Genomic DNA, 22,831 nt, shown 5'->3' with positions numbered 1-22,831 from the left:
CCCGGCGGCACCCGGACGGCCTGGGCGCCCGATCACCCGGTGAGCGGGGCGAAGGCGTCCAGGTGGTCCCGGGCCCACTGGCGGAACACACCCGCCGGACGCCCGGTCAGCGAGGGCAGCGCCGCGTCCACCCCGGCCTTGGCACCCGCACGCTGCCGCTCCGCGCTGGCCAGCAGCGCCTCGACGACCGGCTCCGGATAACGCCGGCCCAGGCCGGCCCGCGCCTCCTCCCGGCTCAGCTCCTCGAACCTGAGCGGAACGCCGAGGAGCCGGCCGAGCTGCCGGGTCTGCTCCACGGGGGTGATCGCCTCGGGGCCGGTCAGCGTGTAGGCGCGTCCGCCGTGCCCCTCCTCGGTCAGGACGCGCACGGCCGCCCGGGCGATGTCCCGGGGATCCACCACGGTGCTGGCGGCCGTCCCGTTCAGCGCGCGCACGACGCCCTCGGAGCGGACGGACGCAGCCCAGGACAGCGAGTTGGACATGAACGCGCGCGGCCGCAGCAGCGTCCACTCCAGGCCGGAGCCCCGCAGCGCCTCCTCGCTGGCCCGCTGCCACCGGGTGATCAGGTCATCGGCCCGGTCGTCGAGGACGGCCGCCGCGGACAGCTTGACCACGCGCCGGACACCGGCGCCGCTCGCCGCCCGCAGGAAGCGCTCGTCGTCCCGCCCCCCGACCGCAGTGGTGACGAGGAACGCCGTCCGCACCCCGCTCAGCGCCCGGTCCAGCGACCGTGCGTCCGCGTAGTCCCCGGCGACCGTCTCCACCTCCGGCCGGGTCGCCGGGACGCGCCCGGGGTCCCTCGCCATGACCCGTACCCGCACCCCGACGGGCAGCCGCCGCAGTAGCGCCCGCCCCACCGTGCCCGTGGCCCCTGTCACCAGGATCACCGCAGGTCCTCCCCCACCGTGCCGTCCGCCTTTCCGGATTCTTTCAAGCCGGGGGCGCTCAGGGGCTGCGCGAAGCCTCGCCACCTGTAAGATACATACTGGACGGTTTTTTCTTGGGTCTCCGGGCTCATCGAAGGGAGGAGGCCGAAGTGGCGAAGCAGGACCGGGCGATCCGGACACGTCAGACCATCCTGTCGGCAGCGGCGAAGGTCTTCGAGGAACGCGGCTACCAGGCGGCGACGATCAGCGAGATCCTCACCGTGGCGGGGGTCACCAAGGGAGCCTTGTACTTCCACTTCCCTTCCAAGGAGCACCTGGCCGAGGGGGTACTGACCGAACAGGACCAGTACCTGCCCATCCCCGACCGCCCCTGCAAGGTCCAGCAGCTCGTGGACACGGTGGTGCTGCACGCCCACCGCCTCCAGACCGAACCCATGGTCCGCGCAGGCGTCCGTCTCTCCCTGGACCAGCAGGCCCAGGGGCTCGACCGCAGCGGCCCCTTCAGGCGCTGGAGCGAGGTCGGCAGCGAACTGCTGGAGAAGGCCCAGGCCCAGGGCGAGCTGCTGCCCCATGTGAGGCTCGCCGAGACCGCCGACGTCCTGGTGGGGGCCTTCGCCGGCATCCAGGCCATGTCCCAGGCGGTGTGCGAGTACCAGGACCTGCCCGGCAGGGTCAGCTCCCTGCTGCGGCACATCCTGCCCAGCGTGGTGACGCCCTCCGTCCTGGCCTCCGTGGACATCACCGAGGACCGGGGCGCCCGGGTCCACGCCGAGCTGCTGGACCGCGCCCGGCCGGCCGCCCCGGTCCCCGTCAGCTGAGGGCCCGGGCGAGGACACCGTCCCTCGTCCCGTGGCCGGCGGCTCCCCCGCCCTCACCGAAGTACGCCGTGAGGGCGGCATGCAGCGGACCGCCGCTCGCCGCCCAGGCGATGTAGCCGTCGGGCCGTACCAGCAGCGCCTCACAGGGCAGTTCGGCGACCGGCTCGGCGTGCACCACGCGCAGCAGCCCGGCCCAGCCGCGCGCCTGCTCGGCGTAGGCGCCGTCCTCCCCGGCGCCCAGGAGCAGCAGAAGCGGCCGGCCCGGCACCAGCAGGTCGATCACATCCGTCCGGCCCTGCCGGGTGGTCAGGCCGACATTGTGCAGAAACCTTCCCTCCCACGGTGAGGCGTCCGCTGCCCGCGCGGGCAGCACCGTGTCCTGGGCACTGACCATGGACGCCAGTACGCCGCCCCCCTCGCCGCCCAGCAGCTGACCGAACAGAGCGCGCAGCGGGTCGAGTTCGGGAGCGGGACGCATCAGGGCGAGCTGGGCCCGCGTGTTGTCGATGACCCGCTGGGCGGCGGGCCGCCGTTCCCGGTCGTAGCTGTCCAGCAGCCCCTCCCCCGCCCTGCCGCGCGCCGTGAGCGCCAGCTTCCAGCCGAGGTCGACGGCGTCCAGCAGCCCGGTGCTCAGCCCCTGCCCGCCGATCGGGAAGTGCACGTGCGACGCGTCGCCCGCCAGCAGGATCCGCCCCTTGCGGTAGGACCGGGCCAGCCGCGCGAAGTCACTGAACCTGCTGAGCCACTTCGGAGCCCCCATCGGCACGTCCCGCCCGACGATCCGCGACACCTCCCCGCGCAGCTCGTGCAGGGTCGGCGGCCGGTGCCGTGCGCCGTGCGCACCCGCGCAGTTCAGCGTCCGCAGACGGGTACCGCCGCCCGGGAGGTGCTTGGCGACGACCCAGCCGCGCGGAGTACGGCACCACCCCTGCTCCAGCGCGCCCCCCTCCTCCAGCAGGACGTCGCCCGCCAGCGCCGACACCGTCGCCGGATACGTCCGGGAGTCGAACCCGGCCTGCTCGCGCACGACGCTGCGGGCGCCGTCCGCCCCCACCAGGTACTGGGCCGAGCACATCACCGGGCCGTCCGGGCCGTCGGCCCTGACCCGCACCCCGTCCGGCCCCTGCCGTACCTCGGTCACCCGGTGGCCGCGCACGATCAGCGCCCCCGCGGCCCGGGCACGCTCCTCGAAGTGGCGCTCCAGGTCCTCCTGCGCCCGCTTGAGGACGGGCTCCGGTTCGGCCGCCGGGGCCGAGATGCCGAGTCCCGGGATCCCCGCGAAGTGGAACGGACTGGTCGCCCGCCCCTCCTCACCCCCGCAGTGCGGCAGCCCGTCCAGATAGCCGCGCCGGACCAGGCACTGGACCGTCCGGGCGTGCAGGGTGGTCGCCTTGGGCCGCCGGGACACGGCGCTCTCGGCCTCCACGACCGCGGTGGCCACCCCGTATCCCGCCAGCTCGCAGGCGAGCACCATCCCCACCGGCCCACCGCCGGCGATCACCACCTGTGCCTGTATGAGGTCCGCCATCTCGGATCTCCCCCTGTTGTCGACCGGAACCCGGACACGTGGAGCAACCACTCCCGGGCCGGCGCCCGGAGGTGACGCATCGCACTCGCTCAGCTGCACGGGTGCCGGGAAATATACCGGTTGGACGGTTCTTTGCAACGCCTTGTGGAGTACCCAGAGGGGCCCGACACGTCCGGGACAGACGGCCGGAGGGCTCTCACAACGGCCGCGTGATCCCCAGCTCCCGCATGGCGAACGACGGCGGCCCGCCCTCCGACCGCTCCGTCTTGCACCCCTTGCCGCCCGGCGCGAGCGTGCGCGGATCGACGGCCTCGGCCGGGGCCCCGATCGCGTACAGCCCCTCCGGGTCGGTGTCGCGGTCGTGCGGCAGGAGCCAGAACACCCGGCGCCGGAACGTGCCCGAGGAACGCGACGGCTTGGCACCCGGCCCCAGCAGCGCGTACCCGACCATGCGCCCGTCGCGGTGGTACGCCGGCCTGCCACGCCGCGTCGGCAGCCGGTCCAGGCTCTGCCGGACGTAGTCGAGCCGCGAGATGTCCTCGAGCCAGACGAAGTCGCTCTCGTGAACGAGCTCGTCCTCGGCGATGAGAGCGCTCATGCCGTCTCCTCGTCGAGCACCAGTCCGATACCCGGGTAGTACTTCCGCTGGTTGGACAGGAGCATCTGCTTGGGCGACGCCAGTCCCACCACTTCGCGGACCCGGGCTGCGAAAGCGCGTGGCGAGATGGCCGGGACCCCCTCATTCTGACACCACGTCCGGTACGCCGCGTAGAACCGTGCCTGCTCCGCTCGCAGACCTCCCCCCAGCCGGCATGACTCGGCGAGGAAACGCCCGGTGTGGTCCTCGGTCTCCGCGTACGCCGTGGTGGCGATCCGCACCCGCTCCGGGCCGGTCAGGTCCCGCTCGCCGCTCAGATAGCGACTGGCGCCCAGGATCAGCCAGTTGAGGATCCCCGGGCCCTCCTCGGTGACGAGGATGTCCGCCAGGTTGTCGATCTTGCGGTCGTCGGGCACCACCCGTTCGAACGGGATCAGCCGCATCCGCCGCCAGAACGCGAACCCACCCGAACCGACCTCCGGCCGGTGATTGCCCAGCAGCCACAGTTTGTGCGTCGGCTCGAAACTGAAGAAGTCCTGCCGCATCCGCCGGGCCTTGATCCGGTCGCCACCCGTCAGCAGCTTCACCCGCGCCTCGTCGAACCGGTCCCCCGGCTTCACCTCACTGCACACGATGACGCGCCGGCCGTGCAGTTCCGCCAGATCGGTCGGATGCCCCTCGTAGGGCCGGGCCATCAAGAACCCCGGCGGCGCGGCGTCCGCGTAGTCCCCCAGCAGCTTCATCAGCACGTCCAGCAGCACCGACTTGCCGTTCTTGCCGGACCCGAACAGGAACGGCATCACCTGGCCGCCGACGTCCCCGGTGATGGAGTACCCCAGCAGCAGATGCAGGAAGCCGATCATCTCCGCCCCCTCGCGGCCGTCACCGAAGGTGTCGGCGAGGAACCGGTGCCAGCGCGGGGTGGGCATCGGCCGGGGAGCCGCGGTCGTGGAACGGGAGTGGAAGTCCCGGTTCGGATCCGGCGTACGGGTGGCCCCGGTCCGCAGGTCCACGATGCCGGCCGGAGTGCACAGCGCGTACGGATCGGCGTCCAGCCGGGAGGCGTTGAGCACCATCCCCGGAGCGGACCTGGCCTGGGTGAGCATCGCGTTCATGCCGCTGGTGCTCAGCGCGCGGCGGCGGTGCTGCTGCAGCGCCGCCGCCGTGAACACCCCGCGCGGATCGGTGCCCGCAAGGGACTCCGCCAGATCACCGGCGGCCCACATCACGGTGTCGTCCTCGTCGACCTGCCACCGCGTACTGTCCCAGCGGAACCAGCCCAGGCCGGGCACATGCCGGTAGTCGTTGGCGTACAGCTTCACGAACAGCTTGGCGTTGCCCCGGTCGCTGAGCGTGTCGGGCAGCAGCCCGTCGGCGGTCGCCTCACCGTCCCGCCCGGGACCGGGCGCCCCCGTCTGGGCACCGGACTGAGCCCCCGACCGGACATCGGGCTGGGCGAGGATCTGCATGGCGACCGCCTGGGCGTCGAAGAGGGTGCCGTCGGGGCGGGAGGTCATGTCCGGCCTCCAGGAGACAGCGGGCGCAGCCGGCCGGCGTCGAGACCGGCACGGATGATGGCCGCGTAACGCCGCTCCTGCCCGGGACGGGCGTACTCGGCCGCGTCCCACAGCACCCGTTCCGCCTCCTGCTGCGCCAGGTGCCCGGAAGCCACCAGCCCTCCGGCGGTGTAGGCGGCCCGGTTCAGCTTCTCGGAGAACGCCGCTCCCTCGGGAACGGCCGCACAGCCGGTCACGTCGGCGAGCAGCGCCGCCAGGGCCCTCCCCGCGGCCCAGCGGCCCCCTCCCGCGGCGAGGACGGCCTGCCGGGCCCGGGGCGGCACCGGCCGGGACGCGGGCATCCGGGGCCGCGGCAGATGCCCGGTGCGCTCCAACTCGCGGGCGAGCCACACGGGCAGCGGAGCGGGCTCCCGCGCGGGCCCGACGGGCTCGTAGGCACCCGCCTCGGTCACCATGCCCGGGGCGACGATGTACCCGCCGCTCGCCCGTACGTCGACCTGCCAGGCCAGCGAACGACCGCCGCCCGACCCGGTGGAGCACTGCCAGGTGTGCCCGCGCTGGGCCCGGTACCACACGTGCAGCCCCCCGGACGGGGTACGCACGCGCAGGGTCGTCCCGTCGTCGGCGGGGCTGCCGGCGCCCCGCAGTGCGGCCAGCAGGGCGATGGTGTGGAACCCGTCGGCGAGCCCGGTCAGGTCGACGTCGGCGGGGATCCTGATACCGGGCAGCAGACGGTCCCGGTCGGGCACCTGCGCGCCGTGCGCATCGATGTCGATGATCACCAGACCGGCCGGGCCGCAGGCGACTCCCACCCCGAGGCCCGGGTGGCTCCCCCACCACTGCTCGATCCTGGTCGCGTCCAGCGTGGCGGCCCGGAATCCGTGGCACCAGCGGCCCGCGGCAGGACAGCCGCATCCCACATGGGTGTGTCCCTCTTCCCGGCAGGACGCACAGTTGCCTGCCGGGGTCTTGCGGCCGGGCGCAAGGGGATGGACCGGCCACCCCCGGCCGGCACACCATCGGGCAACTGCCAGCGAACGCACGACGCTTGCCGGACCGGCATCCGATCCCCGTGAGTCGCTACGTAAAGACGGCAGCTCAGAAGCCATGCGCATCCCCCATGAGCGACTCAAGCGACTGAACGACTGGAACAGACTAGCGAAACGGAGGAGGCAGAACGAGACACGAGCCAGAACCGAGTCAGAACCCGCGGCCGGGGACCCGAGCGACTCTACGAGCACCCCAGCGACCGGATGCCCCCGCTCCGCTTCCCGCACCGCTCGACAAAGAAGCAGGTCACAAGGGCTGGCAGCGAGAGCGCAGCGACCGAAGCGACTCAAGCCCCCTGTATATGAGGCCATGCGCACGCACACACATACGCGCCAATGTCTCCATATACCCCGGCCTTCGGTCGCTTCGGTCGCTACTCACCAGAAAGAATCCCTCTGACCTGGCCTTTCTCCCCAGCGACGGACAGCGACCGACACGGGCGCCAGTCGCCTCCCGCCATCCCGGGCCGATCAACGGCGCCGACTCCGGCGCCTCTTGAGCGATCCTGCAGCGACTCTGCGCCCGCCCTCCGGGACCCGCACCCCCCGTTCCCCGGGAACTGCCCGACTGGGTCGCTTCGGTCGCTGCTCCCCCACCGTCCGACGCCTCCCCCGATCCGGGATGCGGCCTGCTCGGCGAGGGATCGAGCCAGTTCCCCGAGCCGTGCCGGGTCACGCTCCAGCCCCTTCCTGCTCAGGAGCCGCAGCAGGTCGAAGAAGTCGTCGCCGCTCTCCCCCCTGGTGTCCAGCAGCATCGCCAGCCCGCCCGGCTGGCCGTACGGCACCATGCGCACCCGCTGTCCTTCACCGGCTCCCGGCGCTGCCGCGTCCGCCCGCGGCTCGGGGATCCCCTCCCCCGAGGCCACGGGCGCGCCGGCGGCCCGGGTGATGACGCCGTAATCACTTGACGTGGCCTTCTACGACGCCGGAGCTCCAGGGCGGAGTGAGGCCGGCGAGGACGGCGTCGCGGTCGATGCCCGCGGCGACCGGATCGAGATGCTCAAGCACCAGATGCTCGGCCGGGCCGGCTTCCGGCATCCGTTCTCCGGTTCTGGCTCAGGTTCTGTGGAGTGGTCACGGCGAGTCAGCGAACCGCTGCCGAACGCCGTCTGCGCTGGGGACTCACAAGGGCACCGTTCGCCCTCACCCTGGCGGCCAACGGCTGTTGACCCATGGCTGCCGGACAGGATCACGCCGGCACGGGTTCGACCACAAACGGCACGAGCGACGGCGTCGTCATGGCTATGGTCGCCGCCCGCGCGCTGGAACTGTCAGTCGCCTCGCAGGACCAGGCCGGTGCCGTCCAGTCGATGCAACGCCTCAACACCCTCAGAGCCGACATCGTGGGCGGCAACCTCGACATCGAGGGCTGACGCTGTCTGTTGGGTACTGCCCTGCCGCGTCAGCCATCTCGACGGCCTGTGCAGTTGCGCTCCGACCTCGACATCGAGGTCAGGAAGACGACGCTTCGACCGGGCTCCCGGAGACCCGTACGGCTGCGGCGTCTACCTCCGCTCCGGGCCGGCGACCAGCCCTGGGGGCACCGCCATGACGGCTCAACCGCGGGCGCAGTACGGGTTCGTCTCGACCAGCGCGTTCCCGCCGCACCCGACCCTGGTGGGCGGCCGGCATCTTCGGGTTCCCGAGGCGGAGATCGTCCCGGCGGTGAGCGGAGGACTGGCCGGTGCCACCGCCATCACCGTCCACAACGTCGGCGTGCGACGCCGAGGCGTGGGGTTGGTCCACGACGTCGCCCACCTCGCCGACGGCACCACCCCGAACACGGGGTCCGTCGAACGAGCCGGTGTGACTGGGGTGGGTGGGGTTACTGGCGGGCTGCGCAGAGTCGTCCGTCGAAGGGGATGGCGAAGGTGCCGACAGGCAAGGTCCCCTGCCCGGAGAACCGGACAGAAGCGCCGGGCGGCAGGGAGCAGAGTGCTCGAGACGGTCGGGTAAAGATCACGGTCGGCGAGACTTCAGCGGCCGCCTGCGCATGGTGCGATCGCCGGAGCGGATATGGCGGAACAGGGCCTGGTGGTGATGGAGGATGCGGCTGCGGACGACCAGACCGCCGTTGCGGTCCAGGAGTTGCTCGCCGTGCGGCGTGTTGTTGTACCGAGCGCAGGCACGCCTGGTCGACGCGAAGGCCGGTGCCCGCTTTCGGGAATCAGCCCTCGCGCTCGCCAGATCAGTCAACCTCTGGATGAGGCGTGAGGTCATCGGGCAGAAGCAGCCTGGCTGTCCCTGTGTTTGATGAGCAGGTCCAACATCTTGTCGAACTCCTCTGGCGGCATCCTGTGGATCAGATACCACGCCGCGGACACGCCGTCCTCGTACGGGAACCGTTTGGGCTGCTGCTCTCCTCCCCCAGCGGCGATCCCCTTGGGGGTTGGCTGTGTGGGAAGACTGGGCGTTTCCTCCTCTGCGCGTGCTTGACCGCCAGCAGTCTCATGCTCTGGGGAGGTGGAGGGGTGCGCATCCAGGCCACGGTCCTCTATTACGTCGTAATAGCCGTCCGTCGTTTCGACCGCCTGAGCGGCTGAGGCGTCGGGCCTGGTCTGCTTCGTGCGTTTGCGCTCCTGCCTTTCAGACTCCTTGCGGGCTCGTTCCTGTTTGAGCGCCGCGAGTGCGGGCTCCTGCTGCTCAGGGGGTTTACTTCCCACGGCCCGCAGGAGGTCGATGGGATCTTCACCGATGCGGGCCTGGAGTTCGGGGGTGAGGTTGAGCAGGGCAAGTCGTTGTGACACCCATCCTTGGGAGCGGTGAAGGCGCTTTGCCAGGGCGGTTTGGCTGCCGTGGATGGTGAGGAGTCGTTGGAGGGCGCGGGCTTCGTCCAGCTCTGACAGGTCCTGGCGGTGGATGTTGGCGACGAGGGCGCTTTCGAGGAGTTCTTCTGAGGTGGCGCCCTGGTCGTCACTGACCATGACTTTGATGGTGGTGAGGCCAGCGTCGCGTGCGGCAGCGAGTCGGCTGCTGCCGTCGATGACGACGTGTGTGGTGTCCGGTTCCAGGTCGGGTTCGCGTTCCGGGTTGGCCTTGATGTAGGCGTCGCGGTTCATGACCGTGATCGCTTGTTTCTGCCCGTGGGTCCGCAGACTGCCCGCGAGATCGGTGAGGTCTCCGAGGCTGGAGCGGGGGTTGTCAGGGTTGAGGCTGATCCGGTGTGGGGGGAGTTCGGTGGGAGGTGCTACGCCGTCGGTGGGCACGCCGGTGGCTGCTGCGACGGCCTGTCGGCGTGCGCTGACGGGGCGCACTCCCCCACCGAAGCGGCCGGCTCCCAGCTGGTTGGCCTTGCTCACGACACCTCCCGGGCCAGTGCTCGCATGCCGATCGCCTGCTGCGATTTCGGTGCGTACGACAGGAGGGGCTTCTTCACTCGTACTGCTTCCTTCTGTTCCTTGAGGTCACCGATGAGGCCGACGACTCGTGGGTCCTTTATGTCGACCCACCCTTGGAGGGAGGAGGTGGCGATGTAGCCGCGGCGTGAGTCGTAGAGGTTGACGACGATGCCGAGGTAGTCGATGTCGACTTGCAGGTCAGCGCGCAGGTCGTCGATCTGCGTGGTGAGCAGATCGTAGGCGTCGGCGGAGCTGTCTTCGGCTTGGACGACGATGAGGGCGCCGGATTGTCCGGGTGCCTCGCCATCGCGGCGGCGCCCGTAGTAGGCGGCGGCGTCCATGCTGAGACCGAGGCTGGGTGGGCAGTCGACGACGATGACGTCGTAGTCGGCTTCGAGCGGGGCGAGAGCGCGCTCGAGGGCGGCTTCGCGGGCGCGTACCGCGGACAGGCGCACGTCGAGGAGGAAGGCGTCGTTGCAGGCGGGTAGGAGGTGGAGACGTCCGCCGAAGGTCTCGTCGTCGATGGAGACGATGAGGTTGCGGAGATCGCCCTTGGCGTCGCCGGCCATGTGGTTGGTGAGGCTGTCGCCGTTCATCGGCAGGGGAGAGGCGCCGAGTTGGTTGGTGAGGTGGCACTGGGGGTCGAAGTCGACCAGAAGCACTCGCTGTCCGAGTCCGGGGAGGTTCTCCACGTCGAGCGGATCGGCTTCTTGCTCGTGGTGATTTTCGTGTACTTCACTGGCGCGTAGGGCTTTGGCAAGGGCTTTGGCGACGCGCACGGAGTGCAGCGTGTTGGGGTCTTCGGCGAGCGCCTCGCCGAGACCGGCCGTGATGGCGGTCTTTCCTACGCCGCCTTTCTGGTTGCAGACGATGATGCGACGGGTGATGGACGGTCGTTTCACATCGGGGGCGGGGTGGGTGTCGAGCCACAGTTGGACGGACTGGGCCAGGCCTTGGACGAGGGAGACGCGACGGTCGGATGCAGTGCGTGTGAACTCTTCCCAGTGGCCGTGGGGGAGGAAGGTGGAGAAGGAACTCGCGCCGGCGGTGTCGACCTGGGCGGGGGAGGAGGCCAGGTTGCACCAGTCGGTGATGCCTTGTTCAACAGCGGCCTGGATCTCGATGCCGTGCTGCGCGGCTCTGATCTTGAGGTTCTGCCGGAGCCATCCCGGCAGTTTGGACACGACCTTCTCGCGGTCGCTGGAGGTGGCTGGCGAAGTCATGAAGGACACCATACTAACGCTCATGATCTTTTGCTGCCCTTGACACGTTACCTTGCCTACCTGTTGCTTCGTCAGGAGGACTTCGGGCCTGCGTGGGAGCTATTACGCCGTAATAGCTCCGCCTTCCGGGCGCGGGTGGACCCGACGGCGGGCGGGGTCTGCTATTACGCCGTAATGGCAGGCGATGGCCGTGAGAACACGCCCTGCTGGTTCGCACAGTCAGATGGGACGCGGCTGTAGCGGCAGGCAGGGCCGAGACAGTGCCTCCCAGCCGGGGCGCAATCCCGGGTGCCAACCGTGAGGTGGGCGGCACCCCGCGACTCCAGCGGCGGCCCCCGCCGGGCGGGCCTAGGCGTTCGAACGACTTCCGTGAATGGCCCGCAGAGCGTCGGCGGCCGGGGGGTCCGATCCGTTCCTCTCACTGCGTCGCCATAGGCGGTCCGCCGCCTGTGCCCGTCCAGCGACCTTGTCACACCTAGCGGTCGAGGTCTTGCGGAAGCACTCGACGTCGCGGTGGTCGCCCTCAGCCGGTCGAAGCGCTCACCCCTCATTCATCTTCATAACGTGGAACAGGTGGCCGGACGCACCACGCGCCGTCTCCTTCTTCTTCCACTCGGAGGTCCTGGAGTGCGGTGGAGTGTGGGTGGGCCTGCTGGAGTGTGGCGTTGCTGTCGGTCATCTGCTGTGAGGCAGACCGGGGGAGCCACCGCTTCCGTTGGCTCGTCAGAGGCAGCAGCATCCTCGTCCGTAGCGGCTGGCGCCGTCAGCGCGGCAGGGGCAACGGCCTCACCGACGACGTGTTGCAACGTCGCCGGATCAGCGTCGAGTTCGGTGGCCACGTCCTGGGGGCTGTTCTCGGCGGCACGTGCTGCTCCCATGCCTCCAGCTCAGCTTGGAACTCAGCGCGGACGTCCAGCGGTCCAGCGGCAGACGTTGGCACCGCGGTGACTCGCCGCGCCCCACAACAGCGCCCCCGCAGGCCGGCCGGCGCGTGGAAAGGGGCAGGCCCCGGGTGCAGGATCTCCGTCAGCCAGGCCTTTCCGGCGTCGATGCGACTCAACGCCGAACGACCGCGGCCTTGATGGAGGACATCGCCCGCTGCTGAGAAGAACTGGCCGCCGCTCGCCTCTCCGGTGAGTCAGGCCGTACCGCCGGCTTGGAGGCCCGTGTCGCAGTCCGCATGACGGTGCGCGACGTGGGTGGCATCGAGTACGCGATGCAGCTCTCCGTCCTCGCTGGCGCAGGCCCCTGCCGACAATGCCGGGCTCGCCGTCGCCGGATGGGAACCAACCCTGTTCGCCGCCGTCGAGCGCGCATCGAGCTGGGTACGGACTGCCCGTCGCCAGATCGCAGCTGTCTGACCACGATCGGAAAGACCTGAGTCCCGGAGTCGCAGACTCCGGGACTCAGGTCGGCCGCGCGGTCGCGTCCTGTGCACACCGTCCGAGTACGAGAGAGGGGGTGGACCGGCTGACCGTCATCGGTCCGAGAAGGGCTACCTGCCGTGTTCATGTTCGACGCGGGTGTCCAGCTCGCAGCGCGGGGAGTCCCCGCACCGCATCGCCCCCTCATGCGGGACGACTGTGGTGTTGCCCGGCGGGGCTGGGTGTGGGGTCGATCGGCGGGATGACAGGCTGCGCCGTGATGCAGTAGCGAGTGTGATCACAGCGGCGGCTCCGAGGGCGCCGAGCATCTCGGGCAGGGAAGCGATGAGTAGCGACAGCACCATGAGGGCTCACTCCGGGATGCGAACGGAGCAGGCGGCCCTGCGGGCGGGGAACACAGGTGACCCCATCAAGCCGGTTGGGCCCGCCGGTTGGGCGAGCCGCGCCGACTATGACGGAGCGCGGGGTTAGCCCCGCAACCCCTACCTGTCACTGCTCCTCGTCTTCGTTGCCGAGCAGCACGCGCGGCACGTCGTCGGTGGAGTCCCACCCTGGCGTCGGCACGAGTGCGCTGGGGGCATCGCCCTCCCAGACGCCGGCGCCCGCGGGTTGGGCTTCCCGTTCGGCGCCTCCCTTGCCTCTCACCATGCGGGTGAGTGCCTCGCGGAAGACGGGGAGGATCTCCTTGTCCATCCGGTACGCGATGTTCTGGTGCCAACTCGGGTTGTCGGGGTCGGAGACGGGGGTGATGGGTGCCAGGGTTCCCTCCGGCCACCACCCCTTGCGGACCCCGCGCGGGACGGCCCGGGTCAAGCCGTTGGAGGGGCCGTTGAGCCTGCCGATCTCGCGTCGGAGGTCGTTGGCGTCGATGTAGCCGTCGCTGTCGAGGATGACCATCTCGGCCATCCGTCGCGAGCCGGCGGTCAGGTCGCGCAGGTAGCGCTCGGCGCGGTCGACGGTCCACCCCGGCCGGACGGTGCTGATGGACAACTCTGCGTGGTGCTGGGCGGCGAGCGCGACGAGCTTCTCGGCGAACTCCTCGTTCGCGCCCTCGATAGTGATCTTCACTGCAGCCTTCCGGCAGATTCTCACCCGGTTCTCCCCGGTCTCCATGAGAGTGTTCCCTCCCCGCCCTCCTCCGTCTAGGGCACCGGCGGTGAAGACGGCTGGGGCTGCGGTGGTGTACGCGCCCCTTCTGACCGGAAAGGTGATCCAGGGCTGGCCGTCGCCCGGGGGGTCGTAAGCGAGGTAATGAGCACCGAACACCGTCGGGATGAGGAGCAGCCCACGTCCCGCAAGGTGAATGTCGCCGTCGCGGCCGGAGGCCGTCGTTACGTGCAGCACCGGTGATGTCCATGTGATGTAGTGCGGGCTGAGCTCGCTCAACAGGCGCTCGGCACCGTCCTCGGCCAGTTGCCGCAGACGCAGGGCCCGGCCGGCGCTGGCATGCTGCTCGATCCGCAGCCAGTACGGCGCGATGAACAGGTTATGCGGGCTCTGTACGGCGTCTGCGACGTGGTGGATGAGTGAGGGGTCTTGCCGCCGCCGCTCCGCTGGACACCCCAGCGCCGGTGCCCCGGTGCGGCTCCCGTCGATCACCTGCTGATGGTCCCGCCACCGGTCACAACGTCCGTTGCCTACCAAACGGCTGCAGCCGTTCCCACTCGACACCGTCGGATCGCCCTGCCCCATGCCTACGACAACGATCCGGGCATGGGGTGGGGCATTCATATGATTGTCCGGACAGCTCCTCTTCCTTATCCAGGGGGAGGCCCATGGCCCTCATGTACGTGAGGTCAATGAGCACCGATCCTGAGATGGGTGCTCATTGACCTCACGTACATGTGTTCTGCGTGCTGAACCGTTCAGGTGGCGCGGCGAAGAGGGACGACAACGTCCTCACCGGTGCTCTTTGCGCTGAGCCGGTAGTAACTGATGTGCGCGAGCCGCTCGGACTCCTCAAGCCAGCCGGCCTCAACGACCTGGCGTCGGGTGCGGGAGAAGACGGTCGGGGACATGCCGACGAGTTCAGCGAGTTTGGCGCCGGTCTCCACGACGGCACCGCCGCGGTCGGTGGGGTGCATCGCGTAGAGCATGACGACCAGGCGCTGGTTTGCGGTCATGCCGGCCGTGCGGTGGAGGACGTCCAGGAGCTTGTGCTTGTCGTCGTTATTCACTGGACCTCCCACAGCGAAGGGGTCGTGTTGTCGAAGCCGGGGATGTCCGGCGGGTTGCATGTCTTGATCGCTTCCCGTTGCTCGATGCCGGTCCCGTGGAAGGCAATGTACGGGCTGATTCGGTAGAGCCTGTAATTGCCGATGCGCCCGCGCTCGATGAGGATGCGCAGCTTGAGCAGCTTCCGGTTGATCTTGCCGACCGCATCGGAGGTCATCCCGACCTTCTTGGCGATGTCCGCGCCGGTCGCCCTCAGCGGCGCCATGCCCTGGGGCGAGACTCCGATCCACCACAGCACCATGTACTTCTGGCTCGGGGTGAATTCCTTGCTCTCGGTGATCGCCTCGACCCGGGCCTTGTCCACCTGAATGTGCTCGCCCGAGAAGGCGTAGGGGGCATAGGGGATGGCCTCGCCGGTATCGGCATCAACCAGTCTGCGTACCGCTCCCAACAGACCCTCCAGGCTCGGACATTGCCTCAACGTCGATGAGTGGCGACCCTCAGGGCCGACCAGATGAACTTAACGTACATGAGCGCGAAGTTCATCAAGTCCGCTTTCAGGGCGTGTCGGTCTACCAGGCGTTGATCCACACGGGATGCAACCCCCCGAGAAACAACGCCCGCTCATGTACGTGAAGTCAATCTGGTCAGATCCTGCAGCCGTTGTCACGGTTCATGAGACATGGGTACAACGGCTGTCGGAACTGCCTGCCCTGCTCCTGAGAACCGGGTGCACGATGCTCAGAACTGGCTGCCAGATCGGCAGAACCGTATGGGGAAGGAGGTTTCCGCAGGTCAGGGCGTCTTTGCTCTGTGCGCCCTCTCTTACAGCAACACAGGCTGTTAGCTGCGGGGCCAGCCACCCACACACCGTGCTCCTGCGCGCAGTCGCGCGGGCCGCGCCTCAACACAAGCCTGCGAGGCGTCACAGCAGTGCCGACTTACAACCCGTCGACGAAAACGCTGGCGCCCTCCCCCGTCCTCAGCCGACGAAAGCACGCCACGATGCGCCTGCAGGCGACGATTGACCCGCCACGTATGCTTCCCTCAGCCCTCGCTGACCTCGACCACGCCTATGTGTGCCTTGACCTGGCCCGCAGTCGCTCGACGGGCCGCGGCCCCCATCGGGGGCACCGCAGGCCCCCAAGGGCCGAGGATGCGCCCGATCCTTAGGCGCGAAGAGCGGCTCCGCCGGCCTCTCACCTCGTGCGAGGCAGCAGCGAGCGGCGGCCGTGACCGGACGACCATCTGGTGTGAGCGAGGGGGATCTCTCCATCCTCAGTGACCAGAACACCTGCCCCGCACGATCCCCGACCTTTCACCAAAGGTCTCCTCCGGGTCGGCCTCCCATCCCGGACGATCACGTTCCTCTCTGGGCCTGCCGCCGCTGCGTCGTCTCACGCACGAGTACGAGATCATCCAGACGGACCGAATGGAGACCTTGGTCGACCTTCAGCTTGGGGGAGCCCACAGCATCAGTGGGGCCAGGCGACGTGGCTGGCATGAGGAGGAACGAGCATGGAGTTGCCGACCACAGGGACGTTGGCAAAGGTGTCCCGGCTGTCGCCGGAGACGCTGCGTCTTCACGACGAGCTCGGCCTGCTCGCGTCGACCCTGTGAGGGGCTACGGCCTCTACGCACCGGAGCAACTGGATCAGACCCGGCTGGTCGACAGCGCCAAGCTGTCGCGCCCAGCCCTGGAGGGACAAGCCGTTGATGCTCTCGACCGCGGCGATCGATGACGCACGGGCAAGGCTCGTGGCGAAGTCGAGGGTCTTCTCATCAGGGACGTAGGCGAGAACGGGTCCGACACCACGGGCTATACGGCCCCGGGAGGCACGCGGTGTCGTGACAGCGTGCTCAGCGGCGAAGCGCCGCAGGGAGGGGACCTGCTGCTCGACACCGAAACCGTTGAGCACAAGCACTCCGGTGGCGCCCTGCTGACGGCATTCCTGCCGGACCCGGTCACCAGCCAGGCCGGCCGCGATCTCCCAGTCGCGCTGCGGGTCGTCATCGGGCAGCCACGCCACGCGCAGGATGTTGGTCGTGCTCGTCGTGATCGCGTCTCCTCTCCCCCTTGTGTCCGCGCGAAAGCACGGCCCTGCCGACACGAGGGCCGAAGCTCAGAAGTCGTCACCAGCGAAGCTGTGTGAGGTGGCGGACAGGACCGGTTGCAGCAGCCTGGTTGTCACCGATGAGGCATTCGACTTGTCGCAAGTGCTCATTCCGCAGGCTTGCTGTCACCAGTACGCAGGATCCGAAGTTCTCCGAAGTTCCTGGAGGTTGAAAGGGATTCCAGAGGGGATGCCGACGGCGGTCCCCATGTATCGGACCCCTTCGAGCTTGGTCAGAGGTTCACAGCTCGCCGACGGTGACGACTTCGTGGCACACCACGTACGGACGGTCGGCCTCGACCCGCAGGACCCAGGTCCCCTCGGAGGCCGTCAGTTCGGCGGCCACCCCGCCCGTGCCGTCCGGAAGCAGGGTCACCGGCTTGGCGTCGGCGAGCGGCCCGGAGGGAGGGGCGAGGCGGGCCCGCAGCGTCCGTTCTGTGACCGTCGGGCCGGTCGCCCGGACGATGAACGGCACGCCCGCCGAGGCCAGTTCGGGCACCTCGACGCCGAAGGCAGTGTCCCCGTCGAGCATCTGGCGGGCGGGCCTGCTGCGCCGGATCGCGCCGAGCTGATGCCGCAGGGACTCGGCACCGGCCATGCCGGAGTGCCGTTCGGCGCTCCACAGAGCGTCGTCCTCCCGCTCCAGTGCCCAGGAGGCCATGGCCGATCCACCAGGCACCGTGCCGTCGCCGCTCCAGTCCCCGTCGTTGTCCAGCCGTGTCACGAACTCCAGCGTCCCGTCGGCACCGACCACGACGCCGTGCACGGTGGGGTGCGCTCTCCCGGCGAAGCAGTGCACCCGGTACGGCGGTGCGGACAGTCCGGCTTGATGGCGTTCCCACGCCTCGTCGATGTCCCGGTGGAACGCGAACGCCTCCTCCACCAGCTCGGTGGGCAGGTCCGGCACGGGTACCCGGGTCAGCAGGCGCCGCTTGTCGTCGTCCTCGCTGAGCACGGCCTCGTACCGGGGCAGCAGTTGGGCGACCGACGGGAAGGACCGCGCAAGGTGGGCCAGTCTCTCGTTGACCGACAGGACGCGCTCGAACGCTCGGGTGACCGTATTCTGCGGCTCCAGGGCGTGGCCGGTGAGAACCCGGACCGCCTTGGCGGCTCCCCGGAACGGCGTGCCCAGGGTCACCAGGGCGCGGGTGTGCCCGCGTCCACCAAGGCACTCCAGGTAGTAGCGGGCGACCAGGCCCCCCATGGAGTGGCACATGAGGATCAGCTTCGGCGGGTCGTCATGTGCCGCCGGGTAGACGCTGGGCGCGAGTTCCCGCCATTCGGCCAGGGCCGTGTCGACCCGGTCCCGCAGCCGCCGCGCGGTGAGCCGGTTCGACAGGCGCCAATCGTAGGGGAACACCAGGTACTGCTTCGGATGCGGCTCCTGCCCGTCCCGGCCGGCGTCGCTCCAGCCGAGGGCGGCCCGGACCTCGGGGTACCCCATGTTGGACACGAGGCCGGGCAGCGCCTCGGGGCTCTTCAGCAGCCGGTCGGATTCCAGGGTCCACGGGCCTTCGGGCGCCTCATCGCCGATGCCCGGCGGCAGCAACAGACCTTCCACCGCCCTCCCGGGTCTCCGAAGGCCGAGCAGCGCCTGCTTCGACTGGTTCCACACGTCCTTGCCGTCGCGCGTCAGACGTGTGCCGAGGATGCCCGGTACGAAGACGACCAGGTCGTGGATCATGTGAGGGTTCTCCGCTCTCTTCTGCTCAGGGGGGTCTCGCCCGCCTGCCGTCGCCCCAGTTCGGGGTTCACCTGCGCCGCAGTGCGGCCGCCATGCGGTCCTGGGGAATCCTCACCTGGTCGCAGCGGTCGCGGCCCTGGACGAACAGCGTCAGTCCGTGGCGCGGGCTGTGCACGGCGTTCGCTGCCTGTACCTCCATGCCGCGGTACGGGATCGCCAGCTCGTCGAGCGGGGCGTCCCCGACCCCGTCCCGCACGGTGACGGTCCCGGCCCCGCCGAACGCCAGCAGCAGCGGCTGTCGGGCCGTACCCGCGAAGGCCAGCGCGGTGGGCGGGCCGTGCGGGGCGGAGAACCGGCCGACCGACCATTCGACGTCGTCGTACTCGGCCAGCCGCACGGTGCCCGCCTCGGTCCAGGCCACCAGGGGCACCCGTGCTCCGCCGTCGAGGCGAGTGGTCAGGACGACGCCCACGCGCTGGTCGGGGGCAGCGGCCCGCTGTCCCACGCAACGGAAGCCGCTCGCGGTGCTCTGCCACAGTGTCAGCGCGTCGCCGCAGTCCGCCACGACCCAGGTCTGTCCGTCCGCCGTGTGCGCGGCCATGTCGCACACCTTCACCTGCGCAGCTTCGATTGCGGGCTGTGCGGTCCACGTGTTGCCCTCTCGGCCGTATGGGACCACCCGCAGCCCGTCCGGGACGAACAGCAGGCACCCGCCCTCGGGGGCCGGTACGAGTGCGAGCCCGGGGACCACATCGTTTACGTCGCCGCTCAGTTCGACCGGGTCGTCCTCGGTCCACTCCGTGAGGTCCTCGGCCAGCCGCCACACCCGGACACGGCGCCCGGCCGCAGCAGCCACGAGCCACGCACCGTCGTGCCACAGCGAGGAAACCGCCGTGACCCGTTTCCCCCGGGAGAACGCGACCCCCGGACCCGCCTGACCGCGCAAAGGAGTGTGCACACCGAGCAGCACCCGCTCGCTGGTCGCCCGCGCCAGCAACACCGACCCCGAGGACGCCGTCGCCACGGCGATCCGCGGCCAGGCCTCGCCGCTCACCGGCCGTGGGGCCGAACCGGCGCCGCTGAAGGCCGCGATGTCGACCACCCGGACTTCCTCGCCGTCCCCGACAGCCAGCCGCCCGGTGCCGGTTGGGTCGAACGCTAGGCCGCTTCGCGGCGCGGTCAGCCGCAGCACCGCGTCGACCGTGTCGTCGGTGAGGCTGCGCACCCGGACTCGCCCGCCCTCGTGCAGCGCGAGCAGCGGCGCGGCACCCCGCCTGCCGAGGGCGATCTGCCGCGCAGGGGAGTCGAACCGCGCCACGCGGACGATGTCCGGGTCCCCGTGCCCCGGCGCGGACACGCGCCATACCGTGACGGTGTCTCGGTCGGCGCCCGCCTCGGCCACCGCCACGAATCCGTGGTCGGCGTCCTCGGCGAGGGCCGCGGCGGCGTGGTAGCGCACGCCCGGTGCGCTGTGGAACTCCCGGCTGCCGCGCACCAGGGGCCGGTCACCGTAGAGCTTGCCGTGCAGTTCGTGCAGGGCGAGCGAACCGGCGGCGGTGAGCAGGAAGCAACGGTCCCGTAACGCCAGCAGGGCCACCCGGTCGGCCGGCACGGGCAGGACGTCGTGGCGCACGTCTCGATCACCGGGCGCGCCACCCGACGCCACGGCCAAGCGCCATGCCCACACCCGGTGCCCGTCCGCCGCCACGATCTGGACGCCGTCGCCGCAGCGGGCGGCGTCCAGGGCGCTGATGTTGCCGTCCCAGCCGTAGGTCCGGTGTGGTAGGCGCTCGTCGCCCCACCACAGGTGCAGCGACCGGCCATCGTGCGAGGCGGTGATGCGCCGGCCTCGCAAGGACACCTCGCGGACCGCAGTGAACATGGCGTCCCGGGCCCGGGCCTGGGGGGCCCGCCGGGTGTGGACGTAGGCACCGGTTTCGGCCCGTCGTCCGACGATTTCCCCGCGGCCGGCGAGGGAGAGCGGTCGCGCCCGGCTCCAGTCCAGGGCCAGGACACCGCCGAGCGGGGCGGGCATCGTCAGCTCGGCCGGCCGCGGGGTCGAGTCTGTCCACACCTCCCGCCATCCGCGCTCCGCGAACCCCGGCAGCCGGTCGAGCGCCTCGTGGAGGTCGGGATGGCCGATGAACGCCTCGGCGGCGAGCACCGCTCTGCGCCGCGCTGGCGACTGGTCGTCCCGAAACGTGGCGCCGACCCGCCGGTAGAGGTCGGCTCCCTCGCAGGTGCCGGCCGACTGCCCGGTCAGTGGCAGCATCACGTCCGGATCCGTCCACACCAGGAACTCGGGGTCCAGGAACAACTGCTCCAGAGGGTGCTGCTCGTCCGGCGGATCGTCCGGACCCACCGGTACCTGGGCGGCGTGCGCGCCGAGATAGGCCAGGGTGTAGTTGTGCGCCCGTTTCCAGTCGCCCGCGGGACGGTGCAGGGCATCGAAGACACGGCGGTGCGCGGCCCCCTCGGTCAACCGGGCCCGCTCCAGCAGGGCCGTGCCGTAACTCGCGTGGTCGAGACGGTGGAGCGGGGGCAGGCCCAGCCTGCGTTCCGTGGTGATCAGGACGCCCTTGAGCCGGTGAAGCATGGCGTCGAGCATCCCGCGCGTGATCTCCGGTGTGCGCCTGCGGCGCAGCTTGTTGGCCAGGGTGAGCCAGAGGTCCCGATCCGCCAGGCCGGGGCCCTGGACCACGGCAAGCGGCAACAGCAGCTCGGCACACCGGTCCCGGTCCCCGGGGTCGAGCACGTTCAGCTCGTCGGCCATGCGCGCGCGCAGTTCGCCGCCCCCGCGCCGGACGAAGAGGTCGAGCGCGTCGGCGGAGAGCGGGGCGGACTGCCGGGCGAGTGCGCGGGCCGCCAAGCGGGCGACGAGGAACCTGCGGCCGCAGCGCCGGGCCACCAGGGCGGCCGCCTCCCACCGCAGTGCCGCATTCTCCGGTCCCGCGTAGGGGGAGCCGGGGGTCTCGGCAAGGACGATGGCCACCAGCGCGGCAACGTCCCGCTCGGTGTCCCGGTCGCGGTCGAGGTCCAGGACGGGGGAAGAGCCATCCAGGGCGTCGATCAGCGACTCGCGTGCCCCGCCGTCGACCGCCCGGCGAGGGTGGGCGCGGGTACCGACGACCAGCTTCACGCCGGGGCACCGGGAGAGGGGGTTCAGCAGCCTCCGGGCGATCTCGTGGGCCTGCCCGGGCATGGCCTCGTCCAGGCCGTCCACGAGCAACGTGACGCCGCCGACGCGCGGAACCAGCGCGCCGATCCGCTCCACCGCCTCCCGCGCGGTGATCCCCGCGTTGTGCGGCACCTCGGCACCCAGCGGGGCGAGGGCCCGGAGCAGGGAGTGAGCCAGGGAGTGCAGGGACATCCCGTGGCAGGAGACCGCCCCGTGGATCGAGCCGGGCCGGGGCACGGTCTGCGGGGGCGGCGCCGGGTCCAGATCCTGCACGTGGCGGCGCACCGACAGCAGTGCCAGCCGCGCGAGGAGCGCCGTCTTGCCGGTCCCGGCCGGACCGGTGACCACCAGCATGCCCCGGCTCTGGGAGGCGGTCCAGGTCACCAGCCGGCTGAGCGGACGCACCCGGCCGGAGAAGTGGCTCGGGAGCAGACCGTCGTTGACCGGCCCGAACTGCTCGGGCGCGAGCCAGGGTTCCTGGTCGGGCGGCAGATCCGCGGAACGGTAGACGGCATCGGAGGAGTCGTAGTACGGATTGTGCAGGAACCTGCGGCTCAGGGAGTGGACCTCGACGTACGCGGGCCGCAACGCGGCGTCCTCGTAACCAGCGTCGACGGCTCGGCGGTCCATGGCCTCCAGCAGGTCCGGCACCAAGAGGAACGGGGCTGTCGGCTCGAACGGGCGGACGGTGCCCTCCAGTTCGAGACTCCGGTCGGCGAGGGTGTCCTGGAGCCAGTCCACCCACAGGCTCTCCTCCACCGGGCGGTCGGCGCCCGCGGTGGCGAGGACCACGAACCCGTCGTGGGCGTGTCCGGTTTCTCGGGACGTCTCCCGGTGGCGCCGCAGGGCGGCGTGCAGCCAACGGGTTCCGTCGAGGGTCTGCTGCGATTCGCACGCGTCGACGATCACCAGCAGCTCGGAGCCGTGCACCTGGGCCAGGCGCTCCAAGAGCCGGGTGAAGGGCATGGCCCGCGTGGCGACGGGGTGCGGCTGGCCGGGCTCGTAGCTGCCGTGGCAGGCGAGGACGTAGGCGTCCTCCTCAGTGGCGTGCCCGTGGCCGGTCCAGTAGAGGATCTTCCGGGCCGCGTCGGCGGCGACGAATCGCCTGAGGCCCTCGTCCACGCGCTCCAGCGTGCCGTCGCCCTCCAGGTTCTCGGCGCGGTCGAAACCGAGCCGGTAGCACAGTTCCACGAAGCGGCTGCGGGCCCGCAGGACGTGCCTGCGATCGCGCAGTCCGCCACGCTCGCCGTACTCGGCGATCGCAACCGAGCCGACCAGACCGGTCGACCCGTCCCGTCTGATCTCGACATCGACAGACAACCCCGTAGTCCCTCCCG

Annotated in this window: 17 protein-coding genes; 3 read left to right on the top strand and 14 right to left on the bottom strand. The window is 70.4% G+C overall.

The annotated features are described in order from the left end of the window. Positions 1 to 32: 32 nt before the first annotated feature. On the bottom strand, positions 33 to 887 hold the full coding sequence (locus ACFW6P_RS23740) for an NAD(P)H-binding protein (protein ID WP_386357384.1): 855 nt from the start codon (positions 885 to 887) through the stop codon (positions 33 to 35). Between the two features lie 149 nt (positions 888 to 1,036). Between ACFW6P_RS23740 and ACFW6P_RS23735 the strand changes: the two genes are divergently transcribed. Further along, positions 1,037 to 1,705 carry a ScbR family autoregulator-binding transcription factor gene (locus ACFW6P_RS23735; protein WP_386357381.1) on the top strand — a complete coding sequence of 223 codons (669 nt, stop codon included), beginning with the start codon at positions 1,037 to 1,039 and terminating at the stop codon, positions 1,703 to 1,705. Here the strand turns inward: ACFW6P_RS23735 and ACFW6P_RS23730 are convergent. From ACFW6P_RS23730 to ACFW6P_RS23710, 5 genes are all read right to left on the bottom strand, one after another. Next, positions 1,698 to 3,233: an FAD-dependent monooxygenase gene (locus tag ACFW6P_RS23730; protein ID WP_386357378.1), complete on the bottom strand. Its 1,536-nt coding sequence runs from the start codon at positions 3,231 to 3,233 to the stop codon at positions 1,698 to 1,700. The genes ACFW6P_RS23735 and ACFW6P_RS23730 overlap by 8 nt on opposite strands. Positions 3,234 to 3,429: 196 nt before the next feature. Beyond that, positions 3,430 to 3,831, bottom strand: a complete 402-nt coding sequence (locus ACFW6P_RS23725; protein ID WP_386357375.1) for a DUF6009 family protein — start codon at positions 3,829 to 3,831, stop codon at positions 3,430 to 3,432. Next, positions 3,828 to 5,348, bottom strand: a complete 1,521-nt coding sequence (locus ACFW6P_RS23720) for a phage/plasmid primase, P4 family (protein ID WP_386357372.1) — start codon at positions 5,346 to 5,348, stop codon at positions 3,828 to 3,830. The genes ACFW6P_RS23725 and ACFW6P_RS23720 overlap by 4 nt, the downstream gene beginning before the upstream one ends. Beyond that, positions 5,345 to 6,457, bottom strand: a complete 1,113-nt coding sequence (locus ACFW6P_RS23715) for a bifunctional DNA primase/polymerase (protein WP_386357370.1) — start codon at positions 6,455 to 6,457, stop codon at positions 5,345 to 5,347. The genes ACFW6P_RS23720 and ACFW6P_RS23715 overlap by 4 nt, the downstream gene beginning before the upstream one ends. Before the next feature lie 840 nt (positions 6,458 to 7,297). After that, positions 7,298 to 7,435 (bottom strand): hypothetical protein, encoded by a 138-nt coding sequence (locus tag ACFW6P_RS23710; protein WP_386357367.1) that lies wholly within the window; start codon positions 7,433 to 7,435, stop codon positions 7,298 to 7,300. 200 nt (positions 7,436 to 7,635) lie between these two features. Between ACFW6P_RS23710 and ACFW6P_RS23705 the strand changes: the two genes are divergently transcribed. Next, positions 7,636 to 7,770 carry a hypothetical protein gene (locus ACFW6P_RS23705; protein WP_386357364.1) on the top strand — a complete coding sequence of 45 codons (135 nt, stop codon included), beginning with the start codon at positions 7,636 to 7,638 and terminating at the stop codon, positions 7,768 to 7,770. Positions 7,771 to 8,398: 628 nt separating this feature from the next. Next, positions 8,399 to 8,611, top strand: coding sequence for a DUF6207 family protein (locus ACFW6P_RS23700; RefSeq protein WP_386357407.1), 213 nt, complete (start codon positions 8,399 to 8,401; stop codon positions 8,609 to 8,611). A 2-nt stretch (positions 8,612 to 8,613) separates the two neighbouring features. Here ACFW6P_RS23700 and ACFW6P_RS23695 read toward each other — a convergent pair whose 3' ends face one another. From ACFW6P_RS23695 to ACFW6P_RS23660, 8 genes are all read right to left on the bottom strand, one after another. Further along, positions 8,614 to 9,696, bottom strand: a complete 1,083-nt coding sequence (locus ACFW6P_RS23695) for a ParB/RepB/Spo0J family partition protein (protein WP_386357361.1) — start codon at positions 9,694 to 9,696, stop codon at positions 8,614 to 8,616. After that, positions 9,693 to 10,958, bottom strand: coding sequence for a ParA family protein (locus tag ACFW6P_RS23690; protein ID WP_386357358.1), 1,266 nt, complete (start codon positions 10,956 to 10,958; stop codon positions 9,693 to 9,695). The genes ACFW6P_RS23695 and ACFW6P_RS23690 overlap by 4 nt, the downstream gene beginning before the upstream one ends. Positions 10,959 to 12,832: 1,874 nt before the next feature. Next, on the bottom strand, positions 12,833 to 13,942 hold the full coding sequence (locus ACFW6P_RS23685) for a hypothetical protein (protein WP_386357355.1): 1,110 nt from the start codon (positions 13,940 to 13,942) through the stop codon (positions 12,833 to 12,835). 266 nt (positions 13,943 to 14,208) lie between these two features. After that, the gene (locus ACFW6P_RS23680) at positions 14,209 to 14,520 is read right to left on the bottom strand and encodes a replication initiation protein, RepL2 (RefSeq protein WP_386357352.1); all 312 of its coding nucleotides are present in this window, start codon (positions 14,518 to 14,520) and stop codon (positions 14,209 to 14,211) included. Then, on the bottom strand, positions 14,517 to 14,969 hold the full coding sequence (locus ACFW6P_RS23675) for a MarR family transcriptional regulator (protein WP_386357349.1): 453 nt from the start codon (positions 14,967 to 14,969) through the stop codon (positions 14,517 to 14,519). Before ACFW6P_RS23675 ends, ACFW6P_RS23680 begins: the two co-directional genes overlap by 4 nt. Positions 14,970 to 16,101: 1,132 nt before the next feature. Next, positions 16,102 to 16,548, bottom strand: coding sequence for a hypothetical protein (locus ACFW6P_RS23670; RefSeq protein ID WP_386357347.1), 447 nt, complete (start codon positions 16,546 to 16,548; stop codon positions 16,102 to 16,104). Between the two features lie 325 nt (positions 16,549 to 16,873). Further along, positions 16,874 to 18,316, bottom strand: a complete 1,443-nt coding sequence (locus ACFW6P_RS23665; protein WP_386424676.1) for a hypothetical protein — start codon at positions 18,314 to 18,316, stop codon at positions 16,874 to 16,876. Positions 18,317 to 18,383: 67 nt separating this feature from the next. After that, positions 18,384 to 22,814, bottom strand: a complete 4,431-nt coding sequence (locus ACFW6P_RS23660; protein ID WP_386424674.1) for an AAA family ATPase — start codon at positions 22,812 to 22,814, stop codon at positions 18,384 to 18,386. Between the last annotated feature and the right edge of the window lie 17 nt (positions 22,815 to 22,831).

This window comes from Streptomyces sp. NPDC058741, from assembly GCF_042746715.1.
GTDB lineage: Bacteria > Actinomycetota > Actinomycetes > Streptomycetales > Streptomycetaceae > Streptomyces.
The sequence above is the reverse complement of the archived record's forward strand: the minus strand, read 5'-3'. Positions and strand labels throughout refer to the sequence as shown.

Coding starts and splice junctions, on each gene's coding strand:
- ACFW6P_RS23705 (WP_386357364.1), top strand. CDS start 7,636: ATGGCTATGGTCGCCGCCCGCGCGCTGGAACTGTCAGTCGCCTCGCAG.
- ACFW6P_RS23730 (WP_386357378.1), bottom strand. CDS start 3,233: ATGGCGGACCTCATACAGGCACAGGTGGTGATCGCCGGCGGTGGGCCG.
- ACFW6P_RS23725 (WP_386357375.1), bottom strand. CDS start 3,831: ATGAGCGCTCTCATCGCCGAGGACGAGCTCGTTCACGAGAGCGACTTC.
- ACFW6P_RS23690 (WP_386357358.1), bottom strand. CDS start 10,958: ATGACTTCGCCAGCCACCTCCAGCGACCGCGAGAAGGTCGTGTCCAAA.
- ACFW6P_RS23715 (WP_386357370.1), bottom strand. CDS start 6,457: ATGGCTTCTGAGCTGCCGTCTTTACGTAGCGACTCACGGGGATCGGAT.
- ACFW6P_RS23665 (WP_386424676.1), bottom strand. CDS start 18,316: ATGATCCACGACCTGGTCGTCTTCGTACCGGGCATCCTCGGCACACGT.
- ACFW6P_RS23720 (WP_386357372.1), bottom strand. CDS start 5,348: ATGACCTCCCGCCCCGACGGCACCCTCTTCGACGCCCAGGCGGTCGCC.
- ACFW6P_RS23710 (WP_386357367.1), bottom strand. CDS start 7,435: ATGCCGGAAGCCGGCCCGGCCGAGCATCTGGTGCTTGAGCATCTCGAT.